The sequence below is a fragment of the Ideonella sp. sgz306126 genome (assembly GCF_056032705.1).
This window is the reverse complement of record NZ_JBVYWP010000003.1, coordinates 473,060-486,140: the sequence shown is the minus strand read 5'-3', so window position 1 is coordinate 486,140 and position 13,081 is coordinate 473,060. Positions and strand designations below refer to the sequence as shown.

10 protein-coding genes are annotated in these 13,081 nt (G+C 68.0%); 2 read left to right on the top strand and 8 right to left on the bottom strand.

All coding sequences use genetic code 11. From position 1 onward, the window contains the following. Positions 1-8: 8 nt before the first annotated feature. From AC0N04_RS10670 to AC0N04_RS10660, 3 genes are all read right to left on the bottom strand, one after another. The gene (locus AC0N04_RS10670) at positions 9-665 is read right to left on the bottom strand and encodes a 3-oxoacid CoA-transferase subunit B (protein WP_474281349.1); all 657 of its coding nucleotides are present in this window, start codon (positions 663-665) and stop codon (positions 9-11) included. Positions 666-679: 14 nt separating this feature from the next. After that, on the bottom strand, positions 680-1,396 hold the full coding sequence (locus AC0N04_RS10665; RefSeq protein WP_474281347.1) for a 3-oxoacid CoA-transferase subunit A: 717 nt from the start codon (positions 1,394-1,396) through the stop codon (positions 680-682). Between the two features lie 183 nt (positions 1,397-1,579). Beyond that, a complete protein-coding gene (locus AC0N04_RS10660; RefSeq protein ID WP_474281345.1) occupies positions 1,580-2,494 on the bottom strand; it encodes a LysR family transcriptional regulator in 915 nt (304 codons plus the stop codon). Positions 2,495-2,607: 113 nt separating this feature from the next. Between AC0N04_RS10660 and AC0N04_RS10655 the strand changes: the two genes are divergently transcribed. Then, positions 2,608-3,774 carry a mandelate racemase/muconate lactonizing enzyme family protein gene (locus tag AC0N04_RS10655; RefSeq protein ID WP_474281343.1) on the top strand — a complete coding sequence of 389 codons (1,167 nt, stop codon included), beginning with the start codon at positions 2,608-2,610 and terminating at the stop codon, positions 3,772-3,774. 58 nt (positions 3,775-3,832) lie between these two features. Further along, a complete protein-coding gene (locus tag AC0N04_RS10650; RefSeq protein WP_474281341.1) occupies positions 3,833-4,366 on the top strand; it encodes a 2,4'-dihydroxyacetophenone dioxygenase family protein in 534 nt (177 codons plus the stop codon). Positions 4,367-4,382: 16 nt separating this feature from the next. Here the strand turns inward: AC0N04_RS10650 and AC0N04_RS10645 are convergent, their stop codons facing one another. The 5 genes from AC0N04_RS10645 to AC0N04_RS10625 all read right to left on the bottom strand — a co-directional run bounded on the left by AC0N04_RS10645 (position 4,383) and on the right by AC0N04_RS10625 (position 13,050). Beyond that, positions 4,383-6,920, bottom strand: a complete 2,538-nt coding sequence (locus AC0N04_RS10645; protein ID WP_474281339.1) for a family 20 glycosylhydrolase — start codon at positions 6,918-6,920, stop codon at positions 4,383-4,385. 130 nt (positions 6,921-7,050) lie between these two features. Then, on the bottom strand, positions 7,051-9,093 hold the full coding sequence (gene nagE, locus AC0N04_RS10640) for an N-acetylglucosamine-specific PTS transporter subunit IIBC (protein ID WP_474281337.1): 2,043 nt from the start codon (positions 9,091-9,093) through the stop codon (positions 7,051-7,053). An 80-nt stretch (positions 9,094-9,173) separates the two neighbouring features. Continuing rightward, positions 9,174-11,237 carry a phosphoenolpyruvate--protein phosphotransferase gene (gene ptsP, locus AC0N04_RS10635; RefSeq protein ID WP_474281335.1) on the bottom strand — a complete coding sequence of 688 codons (2,064 nt, stop codon included), beginning with the start codon at positions 11,235-11,237 and terminating at the stop codon, positions 9,174-9,176. Positions 11,238-11,242: 5 nt separating this feature from the next. Continuing rightward, positions 11,243-12,355 (bottom strand): acyltransferase family protein, encoded by a 1,113-nt coding sequence (locus tag AC0N04_RS10630; protein WP_474281333.1) that lies wholly within the window; start codon positions 12,353-12,355, stop codon positions 11,243-11,245. Next, on the bottom strand, positions 12,352-13,050 hold the full coding sequence (locus AC0N04_RS10625; RefSeq protein ID WP_474281331.1) for an SGNH/GDSL hydrolase family protein: 699 nt from the start codon (positions 13,048-13,050) through the stop codon (positions 12,352-12,354). Before AC0N04_RS10625 ends, AC0N04_RS10630 begins: the two co-directional genes overlap by 4 nt. Positions 13,051-13,081 lie beyond the last annotated feature (31 nt).

Here is a 13,081-nt window from a genome sequence, read left to right as displayed (position 1 = left end):
GCGCGATTTTACAGACAATCCGGGGCCGCGATGGGCAGGCCCACCAGCCGCTCCAGGTCGGCGTGCGTCAGGCCGTCGACCATGTCGATGCGCTGCAGGCCATGCGGCGTGCAGGCCAGCGTGGCGAGGTCGGTGTAGATGCGCCTGACGCAGGCGATGCCGGTCAGCGGGTAGGAGCATCGTTCGACGACCTTGCTGTGGCCCTGCTTGGTCAGCAGATCCATCATCACCCAGGTCTGCTTGGCGCCCACCGCCAAGTCCATCGCGCCGCCGACCGCCGGGATGGCACCGGGCTGGCCGGTGCTCCAGTTGGCCAGATCGCCGGTGGCCGAGACCTGGAAGGCGCCCAGCACGCAGATGTCCAGGTGACCGCCACGCATCATCGCGAAGCTGTCGGCGTGGTGGAAGAACGCGCCGCCGGGCAGCAGCGTGACCGGCTGCTTGCTGGCATTGATCAGGTCGTGGTCGGCCGACCCGGGCGCCGCGGCCGGACCCATGCCCAGGATGCCGTTCTCGCTGTGCAGGATGACCTCGATGTGCCGGGGAATGTGGTTGGCCACCAGCGTGGGCATGCCGATGCCCAGGTTGACGTAGGCCCCGTCGTGGATGTCCCGGGCCACGCGCCGCGCGACCTCGTCCTTGCTGCGCCGTGGGGGAGTGGTCATGGCGTCGATGTCCTTCAGGCCGGGGTGGCGACGCCGCCGGCCGGGGTGGCGGCGTGATCGATCTTCACGATTTTCGAGACGTGGATGCCCGGCGTCACGATGGCTTCCGGATCCAGCCCGCCGAGTTCGACGATGCGGTGCACGGTGGCCACCGTCACCCGGGCGGCCGTGGCCATGACCGGGCCGAAGTTGCGCGCCGCCTTGCGGTAGACGAGGTTGCCCCAGCGGTCGCCGCACTCGGCCTTGATCAGTGCAAGATCGCCGTGGATCGGGTGCTCCAGCACATAGGGCCTGCCGCCGATGACGCGGGTCTCCTTGGGGCTGCCGTCGGCGTTCAACGCCAGCTCGGTGCCGAAGCCGGTGGGCGAGAAGAACGCGCCGATGCCTGCGCCGGCGGCGCGCAGGCGTTCGGCCAGATTGCCCTGCGGGACCAATTCGAGTTCGATCCGGCCGCTGCGGTAAAGCCCGTCGAAGACCCACGAATCGGCCTGGCGCGGATAGCTGCAGATGATCTTGCGCACCCGGCCGGTGGCGAGCAGCGCCGCCAGGCCGGTGTCGCCATTGCCGGCGTTGTTGTTGACCACGGTCAGCTCGCGCGCCCCCTGCTCGATCAGGCCGTCGATCAGTTCGGTGGGGATGCCCGCCGTGCCGAAGCCGCCGATCAGCACCGTGGCGCCATCCTGCACGCCGGACAAGGCCTCACCGATCGAGGCGGCTATCTTGTTGATCATCGATCCTGTTCCATGAAGTCCGACGCGCCGGCGCTGCGCCACGGGTGCCCCGTCGCGCAGCCGTCCATCGCATCGACCCGGTGCGAGCGAAACGCCAGCCATCGTAATGTGCCCTGGCTTCGGCCCGGTGGATGTCGCCAAGGCGATTCGCCCCGAGACCGGCCCGGGCAGGCCTCGCCCGGCTCAGGCGGCCGCAGCGCACACGGCCGTCCAGAACGCTTCGGCGGCCTGCCCCAGCGGCGCCCGGTCGCGGTAGAGCCGGATGTCCAGCTCGATCTGCCAATCCGGCGACGCCGCCTCGACCAGGCCGCCGGCGGCCAGATCGTCGGCGATCAGGCTCAGCGGCAACCAGGCCATGCCGCGCCCGTCCAGCGCCATGGTGCGCAGCACCGACGCCAGGTGCGCCTGGAAGACGGCCTGCACGGGCCATCGCTCCAGCGCCGCGCCGCGCAGCTCGCGCAGGATGCGGCCGAGGCCCGATTCGGCGCTGTAGCCGAGGACCGGCAGCGGCGAGCCGGCCGTCGCGCTCGCCAGCGCATGGCGCGCACGCCCTGCGGCATCGGGAGCGGACACGGGCAGCAGCCGGTCGCTGCCGATCTTGACGAACGGAAAGTCCTGCGCCAGAAGCTCGCTCGACGACTGGAGATGGGCGTGGCTCATCACGAACTGGACCTGGCTGGCCAGCAGCATCGCCTCGCAGCGCGCCAGCACGTCGGAGACCAGGGTGACGGGGCCGATCGTCGTGCGCGCCTCCAGCCCGCGCAGCCACGCCGACAGGAAGGTGAGCGACAAGGCATGCGTCGCGGCGAAGCGCAGCGTGGTCGAGCCGGCCTGCGCGACCGCGCGCGCCTCGCCGGGCACCCGGGCCACCCGGGCGAGCAGTTCCTGCGCCGTGTCGCTGAACCATTCCCCCGCCGCGGTGAGGCGTGCCGGCTGGCTGCTGCGATCGAACAGCTCGGTCCCCAGCCACTCCTCCAGCGCGCGAATCCTGCGGCTGAACGCGGGCTGGGTCATGTGGCGTTCCTGCGCCGCGCGCGAGAAATTGCCGCTCGCGGCCAGGGCCAGGAAATCCTCCAGCCACGAGAGATTCATCGACATGGCGAGCGCGGTGCTTTCAAGACATCAAAGACGAAAAAAAGAGCATTGGCGCTGCGGCCAGGCGCCGACGATGATGCGCTTCGTCCTCCACACCACCGCACCGACAAGCCACCATGAAGATCGTCGACATCCGCGAAAAGACCCTGCCGATCAGCTCGGCCATCCGCAACGCCTACATCGACTTTAGCAAGATGACGCTGAGCCTGGTCGCGGTCGTCACCGACGTGATCCGCGACGGCAAACCGGTGGTCGGCTACGGCTTCAACTCGAACGGCCGCTACGGCCAGGGCAGCATGATGCGCGAGCGCTTCATCCCGCGCATCCTGGAAACCCGGCCCGACGATCTGGTCGACGCCAGCGGCCAGAACCTGGACCCGCACAAGATCTGGAACGCCATGTTCAGGAACGAGAAGCCGGGTGGCCACGGCGAGCGCTCGGTGGCGATCGGCACCATCGACATGGCGGTGTGGGACGCGGTGGCCAAGATCGAAGGCAAGCCGTTGTTCCAGCTGCTGTCGGATCGCTACGGCGACGGCCAGCCCGACCGCAAGATCTTCGTCTACGCCGCCGGCGGCTACTACCACCCGGGCCAGGACCACAAGCAGCTGCAGGACGAGATGAAGAGCTACCTCGACCGCGGCTACACGGTGGTGAAGAAGAAGATCGGCGGCGCCTCGCTCGATGAAGACCTGCGCCGCATCGACGCCATCATGGAGGTGCTGCAGGACGGTCAGAAGCTGTGCGTGGACGCCAACGGCCGCTTCGATCTCGACACCGCCGTCGCCTACGCCAAGGCCTTGTCGCAGTACGACCTGTTCTGGTACGAGGAGCCGGGCGACCCGCTGGACTTCGAGCTGCAGGCCACGCTGCGCCACTACTACAAGAACCCGATGGCCACCGGCGAGGACCTGTTCTCGATGCAGGACGCGCGCAACCTGATCCGCTACGGCGGCATGCGGCCGGACCGCGACTGGCTGCAGTTCGACTGCGCGCTCAGCTACGGTCTGGTCGAGTACCTGCGCACGCTGGCGATGCTCAAGGAGCACGGCTGGTCGGCCAGACGCTGCATCCCGCACGGCGGCCACCAGATGTCGCTCAACATCGCCGCGGGCCTGGGCCTGGGCGGCAACGAGAGCTACCCCGACCTGTTCCAGCCCTTCGGCGGCTTCCCCGACGGCGTGAAGGTCGACAACGGCTTCGTCACGCTGCCGGCACTGCCGGGCATCGGCTTCGAGGGCAAGGCCGACCTCTATCGCGAGATGCAGGCCTTGTCGGCCTGACGCACCGACGGCCGGGGCGCGGCACAATCCGCCGACCCCGGCCCGCAGCGAACCGCCCATGTCCACCTCCACGACCCGCACCCATCCCAGCACGCTGATCGGCTTCGATCAGCCCTTGCCGCGCTTTGCGATCCCCGACCTGGTCGTGCCGCAGGCCGTGGCGGACGACGAGCGCGAGTGGGTGCCGCAGGCGCCCGATGTCTGGTTCCGCCCGCTGATCCTGAACGTGACCCAGGGCTATTTCGTCAACATCCTGCGCGTGCGCAAGTGCGGCGTGCTGTCACGCCATCGTCACGACGGGCCGGTGCACGCCTTCGTCATCAAGGGCCGCTGGTACTACCTGGAGCACGACTGGACGGCCATCGAAGGGGCCTATGCCCACGAGGTCCCCGGCGAAGTGCACACCTTGTACGTGCCCGACGACGTCGACGAGATGATGACGCTGTTCCACGTCACCGGCGCCTACACCTACCTGGACGAAGCGGGGCGCCCGGTCGGCCACGAAGACGTCTTCACCAAGGCCGATGCGGCCGCACGCCACTACGAAGCCGTCGGGCTGGGCCCGGACCACATCAAGCAGTTCCTTCGGTGACGCGGCGCGGGGTGCGTCAGCGGCATTCGATGCGCGCCGGCGCACTGTGCCGCCCGGTGCGGCTGAACGCGGAGACCTGGATGACGCCCTTGGCAGGGATCGGCCCATTCACCAACGGGCTGTCCGCCTGCGGCAGGCTGCCGTCGCGGGTGTAGCGCAATTCGAAACCCGGGAGCTGCTGGTTCACCAAGACCTTGTCGCCGGACAGCGCCAGCCCGGGCGGCGCGATCCGGTACTGCACGCCGGGGAACTGCTCATCGAGTTGCGGCAGGACGTGCTTGCCCAGCTCGTTCACGAAGATCGACCAATCCCTGTCGTGGAGCCGCTGGGCCAGGGCGGGGTCCCGCTGCCGTGTCCAGGACGGGTCCGCCGCCCAGGCACGTTCGGCCAGCGCCAGCAAGCGCGGCATCAGCAGGTAGTCCATGAGATCGCGCGATCGCACGGTTTCGCTGAACAAGGTGCCCTCCAGGCCCACGGTCCTGCGCCGGCCCCCCGGGGTCAGCGCAACCATGCCCGGCTTGGACACCGGGTCGGTCGGCGACCTGCGGATGAAGTCCAGCGGAACGAAATCGAACACCGTCTGCAGATCGGTGGTGCCGGCCCAGTTCACCCCGGGCTCGTCGGGATTCTGGTTGTAGGCCATGTCGAAGTACAAGTTCGTCGCCGGCGTCAGCACGGTGTCGTAACCCGCGTTGGCCAGACGGTAGGCGAGATCCTGCGCATCGTCCAAATCGTTCCAGACGTAGAGCCGGAAGCCGCTCCGTGCAAAGACCGGATTCGGGATCAGCCGGGCACGGCCCGACTGCATCACCCGGCGCGCGCCGAGTTCCTCCCAGCCCGACGCGACCAGCCCGTGGCGACGCAGAATGCGGTCGACGCGGCGGTAAAAGTAGTCCCACACCGCGCCCGTCCCGGTGAGTTTCTCGCGCGCCATCAGCGCGCGCGAGGCAGGCGACCGCTCCCAGGCGCCTTCGGGCAGTTCGTCGGCGCCGACATGAAGGGTGTCGAGTCTCACGCCGGCTCGTCGGTGCAAAGCCACGACCGCGTCGACGACGTGATCGATGAACGCATAGGTCGACGCCAGCCCCGGGTTCATCACGTTGTCGGAGTAGAGCTGTGCCGACCGGTAGACGGACTCGTCCTGCGGGTCACTGAGCAGGTATTGGTCGGCGTCCTGGCGTCCCGCCGCCCTCAGGCGCAGCGCGCGGCTCTCCATGGACTTGACGGCGGCACGGGCATGGCCCGGCATCTCGATCTCCGGGATCACGTCGATGTGCAGGCGGGCCGCATGCTGCAGGATCTCGATGTAGTCGGCGGCGCTGTAGTAGCCGCTGCCGTGGGGATCGTCCACCGCCGGACCTGAACCGTAGGCGGGCGGCAGGTGGTCGAGCGAATCGCGCGTGTGGCCGCGTCTGGCACCGACGTCGGTGAGTTCGGGCAGGCCTGGAATTTCAAGTCGCCAGCCTTCGTCGTCGGTCAGGTGCAGGTGAAGCCGGTTGAGCTTGTAGCGCGCCATCAGGTCGAGCAGCCGCAGCACCGTGGCCTTGGGTTGAAAGTTGCGAGCAACGTCGAGTTGCAGGCCGCGGTATGCGAACCGGGGCGCGTCGATGATCCGCATGGCCTGCAGGGTCAGACCCGTGTGTTGACCCTTGCGAAGCGGCAACAGCTCGCGCAGCGACTGCAGGCCCCACGCGACGCCCGCCGCGGTCCTGCCGGTGATCGTGATGCCGGCCACCGGGTCGACGACCAGCTCGTAGGCTTCGTCCGACGTCTGGCCCTCGACCGGCCCGATCGCCAACCTCACGGGTGGCGTGCCGCGGCCCGGCTCTGCCGCTCCCAGGTAGGGCTCGAACAAGGGGCCGACCGAGGCCATCTCGGTCCGCAGGGCCGGCGGGCCGACGACGTCGGGGCGAGACCTCAGGCGCAGCGAGCCGGCGCGTCTGTCCACCTGTCGTGGCGTCGGGAACACGGGCGGCAACGCGTCTTCCGGCAGGTCGACGACGCCCGCATTGCGGCGGTAGACCTCTTGCGCGGTGAGGAGGGGCATCGGATCACCGGGGCCGCGGTCCCATTGCTCCGGGCGAGTGAGCGGGACGATCGCGTAGTCGGCGATGGGGTGGCCGATGCCTGGCGCGTCGTCGAACACGAGATAGGGGCCGGTGGGCGCCTTGGCCGCCTTGACCATCACCTCCGGATGGAAGAAGGACAGGCGCGTGCTCTTGCCCGCCGGCAACCCCGGAAATCCCGGGCCGGGCCGAAGGCGGTACCAGGTGCCGGCGACACGCTCCATCACGAACGGCCCCTGCACCTCCTTCGTGTCGACCCCCGCGATGCAATTGAAGTAGAGGGCCCAGCCCCGCGCGGGCAACGCCTGGGGGGCGAGATTGGTGAGCGTGAACGAGGACCAGGAACGGCCCTCCGGGGCATCGGCCGTGAAGACGCTGCGCTGCACTTCCCAACGCAGCTTCAACGGGGCATCGGCCGCGACCTGCGCCGCCGACGCGAGCGCCGCGCCCAGCCACAGCGCCATCGCCGTCAGAAATCTCCAAGGCATCCGGTGCCGCCCGTGCGTTCTCATTCCTGCCCCGCTTTCCCTATTCCGCCGGGACTCCGGGAGTCCCGTGTTCCGTGGGGGCGCCCGCGACATCGATCGTCCGGCCATCCCCCTGTCCGCGACAGGCCGCTCAGGCTTTCCTGAACTTGAACAACACCGTCTGTCCCGCCTGCACCGTGCCGGCGGCGATCTCCGTCAACGGCCCGAACTCGTCGGCGTTGGACAGCACCACCGGGCTGAGTGTCGACACCGCATCGGCGCGCAGGACGTCGAGGTCGATCTCCAGGACCGGATCGCCGGCCTTCACGTCGCTGCCGGCTTGCGCCAGGCGCTTGAAGCCCCGACCGCCCAGCTTCACGGTGTCGATGCCGACGTGCACGATCAGTTCGGCACCGTTGTCCGTCACCATCGCAAAGGCGTGATTGGTGCCGAAGATGCTCACCAGCTTGCCATTGCAGGGCGCGACGACCTTCGTGTCGCTGGGTCGGATGGCCACGCCGGTGCCGACGGCGCCGCTGGCAAAGGCCGCGTCGGGCACGTCGCTCAAGCTCACCACCTCGCCGCTCACGGGCGCCAGGATCAGGGTCTCGCCGTGGTCGACGGCCACCGGAGAGGCTGGCGTGTCAAGGACGGTCGGTGGCGCAGGTGGCGCAGGTGGCGCAGGTGGCGCAGGTGGTGCAGGTGGTGCAGACGCTGCAGGCGCTGCCGCCAGTGCCTGGCGCAGCGCGTTGGCGATGAGTTCGGCGGTCGGCCCGACGACGATCTGCACGTTCTGCCGGTTCAGTTTGATGACGCCGCTGGCGCCCAGGTGCGTGGCACCGGCGACATCGACCCGCTCCGCGTCGTGGACCTTCAGGCGCAACCGCGTGATGCAGGCATCCACGTCGCACAGGTTGGCCGCTCCGCCGACGGCGTCCAGGTAGGCCCGCGCCAGCGCCGCATGATCGCCGGCGGCGACGGTCACCGCAGGCATCGCTGGAGCCTCCCCGTCGTCATCGCGTCCCGGGGTCTTCAGATTCAGCGCTGTGATCGCGGTGCGGAAGGCGACGTAGTAGACGCCGAAGAACAGCAGGCCTTGAAGCGGCAGCATGTACCAGCGCACGGCCAGCGGGTTGCGCGAGGACAGCACCATGTCGACGAGGCCGGCGCTGAAGCCGAAGCCGGCGATCCAGTGCATCGACGCGGCGATGTAGGCCGACACGCCGGTCAGCACGGCATGCAGCACATACAGCAGGGGCGCGGCGAACATGAACGAGAACTCCAGCGGCTCGGTCACGCCCGTGAAGAACGACGCGAAGGCTGCGGCTAGCATGATCGAGGCGACGCGCGCCCGGTTCTCAGGCCGCGCCGTGTGGACGATCGCGAGTGCGGCGCCGGGCAGGCCGAACATCATGATCGGGAAGAAGCCCGCCTGATACATGCCCGTCACGCCCAGCACCGCCTTGCCTTCGGCCAACGACTTGGCGCCGCCGAGGAAATTCGGGATGTCGTTGATGCCCGCCACGTCGAACCAGAACACCGAGTTCAGCGCGTGGTGCAGGCCGATCGGGATCAGCAGCCGATTGAGGAAGGCGTAGATGCCCGCGCCCGCCGGCCCCAGGTCCTTGATGCGCACGCCGAAGACCACGAGGCTGTCATAGATCGCCGGCCACCCCGCCATCAGGACGAAGGCCACGAAGATCATGACGAACGACGTCACGATCGGGACCAAGCGACGGCCGCTGAAGAACGCCAGCGTCTTGTGCAGCTCCACTTCGCTGAAGCGGTTGTACAACTCCGCCGCGATCACGCCGGTCAGGATGCCGACGAACTGGTTGTTGATCTTGCCGAAGGCCTTGGGCACCTGTTCCAGCGGGATGCCCTGGATCAGCGACACGGCGCTGGGCGACAGCAGGCTGGTCAGCACGTAATAACCCACCAGGCCCGCGAGCGCCGCCGCGCCTTCCTTGTCCTTCGACATGCCGTACGCCACGCCCACCGAGAACAGCAGGGGCATGTTGTCGATGATCGCCGCGCCGGCCTTGATCAGCAGGGCGGCCACGGCGCTGTTCGCGCCCCAACCCGTCGGGTCGATCCAGTAGCCGATGCCCATCATGATGGCCGCCGCGGGGAGCGTCGCCACCGGCACCATCAGGGCGCGGCCGATTTTCTGCAAATATCCGAGGACATTCATGGCGTGGTCAGGTTCCGGTGTCGGGTTTCAGCGGGCAGCTCGCCGCATCTGGATCAAGGGGGGCGAGCTCGGGTTCGCCGTCAGGACGCGAACGCGGCCAGGCGGGCGCGCACTTCGCCCGCGGTTCCCAGTTGCAGGAGTTGCTGCGCCATCGACCGGCAATCGGCGACACACAGCTGCCGCACCACCGCCTTGATGGCCGGCAGTGTCGGTGCCGGCGCCGAGAGTTCGTGCACGCCCAGGCCGATCAAGGCCGGAACCGCGATCGGGTCCGCGGCCAGGCCGCCGCACACGCCGACCCATTTGCCGTGCCGGGCGGCCCCTTCGCAGCTCAGCGCAATCATCTTCAGCACGGCGGGATGCAGACCGTCGAGCTTCGGCGCCAGCTGGGGATGGCCGCGGTCCATCGCCAGCGTGTACTGGGTCAGGTCGTTGCTGCCGATCGAGAAGAAGTCGACCTCGCGCGCGAGCGATTCCGCCAGCAGCGCCGCCGACGGCACTTCGATCATGATGCCGACCTTGACGTCGGGGTGCCCAGCGGCAGCGACTTCCTGCGCGAGGATCGCCTTGGCCTCGCGCAACTCCTCCAGCATCGAGATCATCGGAAACATGACGTGCAGCCGGGCCTGCCCGGCACACCGCAGGATGGCCCGCAACTGGGTGCGAAACATCTGCGGATGGCCCAGACTCACGCGCAGGCCGCGCAGACCCAGGAAGGGGTTGCTTTCCGGCGCCAACGGCAGGTAGGACAGCGGCTTGTCGCCGCCCACATCCAGCGTGCGTATCACCAGCTTGCTTCGCGGCCCCACGGCCTTCGCCACGGCCGCATAGGCGGCGGCCTGCTCTTGCTCATCCGGCGCGGTGTGGCGATCGTCGAACAGGAACTCGGACCGCAACAGGCCCACGCCCTCCCCGCCCAGGGCCATGGCCTCGCTTGCTTCGTGCTCGTTGCGAACGTTGGCCACGACCTCGATGTGCACGCCGTCCGACGTCACCGCGGCCTCATGGGCGCAGGCCCGTTCCCGGGCGCTGCGGGCGGCACGGTGGGCGGCCAGTTCCTTGGCACGGGAGAGGTCCTCGCCGGACGGCCGGTGGCGAAGCAGGCCTTGATCCGCGTCCAGCACGACCAGCGTGCCATCGGCCAGCGACAGGGCGTCGTGCTCGACGCCGCACAGCAAGGGAATGCCGAAAGAGCGCGCCAGGATGGCGACGTGGCTGGTCGCGCCGCCCCGGGTCGTGCAAATCCCGACCAGCCGGCTGCGGTCCAGCGCCGCGGTGTCGCTGGGCGTGAGTTCCTCGGCGACGAGAACGGCAGCGTCCGGCAGTTCGATCCGAGCCGGCGTCACACCGGCCAGCAACGACAGCACGCGCCGGCCCACGTCCCGGATGTCGTTGCCGCGCTCACGAAGCAGCGCGTTGTGTGCGCCTTCGAGGCCCTCGACCCGAGCCGACATCTGCTGGAAGGCCGCGCGCCAGGCCTGGCCTGCGCTTTCTCCACGCGCCAAGCCGCTCAGCGCGAGGTCGATCAGACCCGGGTCGACCAGCAATTCGAGGTGCGCATCGAGCACCTGGGTGCCGGTGAGGTCGCCGAGCTGCAGCTTGAGCGCCGTGATCTGGGCACGCGCCTGCTCGAGCGCCGCCTCGAGCTTGCCGTGTTCGCGCGCCACGGTCCCCGCCACCGCGGCGACAAAGATGTCGTCCGGGCGGTATTGAACGACGCGTCCGACGGCCAGGCCCGCAGACCCGCAGACGCCGGTCAGCGCATCGGCCGGCTTCTGCGCGGCACCGCGTGGTGCCGGCAGCGGCTCGGCGCCCGCCTTCGCTTCGATGGGACGCTGCTCGCCGCAGCCCTCGCGCAGCATCTCGGAGACGGCGTCGACGGCTTGCGCCGCGTCGTCGCCCCGGGCTCGGACGCGGAGCGCGTCTCCCTGCTGGGTGCCCAGACCGAGGATGGCCACGACGGATTTGGCGTTGACCTCCTCGCTGCCACGCACCAGCCGGATCTCGGACTTGAACTTCTTGGCGACGGCCACGAGCAGCGCCGCCGGCCGCGCGTGCAGACCCGTCATGTTCGGCAGCGCAATGGCTTCGCCGGTCACTTCGTCGCCGGCAGCGCCTGCGAGTGGGTTGGCCGCAGTGGTCATATTCCCTAGAGCTTGATGTAGATGCGCTTCTTGTCCAACGCGTAGCCCACGAGCCAGCACGAGAGCATGAACGCCAGAGCGAAGACCAGCGAGCCGGGTTTGTCTCCGGCCCACCACTGAAACGCGTTCGAGTAGATCCACTCGAACAAGGCCTGCGTACCGACATGAGTGGACCAGAGGATGGTCTGGAGCACTTCGCTGAGCAGGTAGATGAACAAGGTGTTCTTGCCGAACACCTGGAAGAAGTAGGTCCAGTGGGTGATCTTCCGAAAATCGATGACGTAGACCAGCCAGGCCAGCACGAAGAGATCGATGCCGATGGTGCACAGCGCGTAGGAGCTGGTCCACAGCTTCTTGTTGAACGGCAGGAAGCCGGTCCAGCAAAGCGCCACCGCGACGCAGACCGTGCCGGCCATCATCAGCTTGGCGATGGTCTCGAAACCGGGGCCCTTCGTGCGGGCCAGACGCCCGGCGAAGTAGCCCGCCAACACGTTCACGACCGCGGGCAAGGTGCTGAGGATGCCTTCCGGGTCGAAGGCCATGCCTTCGCCGTGGTACATGTGCGCCTCGCCCAGGATCAGGCGGTCGAGCTTGATCTCGGCATTGCCGGCCATGCTCAGATCGCCCAGCCCGGCAAGCATCCACGCATACCCCAGCAGGGCCGCGACGCTGAAGACGACCGATCCCGTGACCTTGCCGTAATGCAGGATCAGCGACGCGCAGCCGTAGCACAGCGCGACACGCTGCAGCACGCCCATGATGCGCGTCGTCTCCAGCGGCAACAGGAACAGGCTTCCAGTCTTGTCCATTCCGAAGAACGGAAACCAATACAGAAGATAGCCGCAGAGAAATATCAGCGCGGTGCGAGTGAGGACCTTGCGCAGCACGGCCGCATCGCCCAGGCTCTGGTATTTCTCCAGCGTGAAACTCATGGCGGCGCCGACCACGAACAGAAAGCTGGGGAACACCAGATCGGTCAGGGTCAGCCCGTTCCAGGCAGCGTGGAGCAGCGGCGCGTACGACTTCTCCTCGCTGATCGACATGTTGACGACGATCATCAGCGCGAGCGTGAGCCCGCGCATGACGTCGATGGCCTGTGAACGCTGCGCGGGCTTCATGGGCCCTCGATGGCCGCGGCGATCGCCTTGTCGACCAGCGCGATCATGACCTTGTAACCAGCCTCGTTCGGATGCACGCCATCTTCAGAGTAGGCTTTGTTCAGACCGAGGTGCTCATCCACCAGGGCCGCGTAGTAGTCCACGTAAATCAGATGCTCGCTCTGGGCGTAGGCCTGCAGCGACCGGTTCAACGCGGCAATCTGGGGTGCAGGGTGCACCGCCACGTTCCAGTAGAAACCGGCCGCCGGCAGGACGGAACACAACACCACCTTGATACCGTGCACGCGCGCCAGCTCGACCATGGACTCGATATTGCCCAGGATCATGTCGTTCGTTGCCACACCGGTATTGCCGGCGATGTCGTTCGTCCCCGCCAAAATGACCACCACCCGGGGGTGCAGAGCGATCACGTCCGAGCGGAAGCGCAGAAGCATCTGCGGCGAGGTCTGGCCGCTGATGCCGCGGTTGATCCGGGTCTGGTTGAAATAGGACTTGGTCCAGAACTCGGTAATCGAGTCGCCCATGAAGATCACGCGCTGCTCACCCTCGGCAGGCAAGCCCGCTTGAGCGTCGGCATGGCGATAGGCGGCCAGATTGGGCCAATCCATTTTGGCGGCGTCCGCCTCGGCGGCCAAGGCCTGCCCCAGACTGAAGCCCACCAACGCCGCACCCAACCAGATTTTCAACGATGTCATGCGATCCTTGCGTGATCAGATCCCCGGCGCC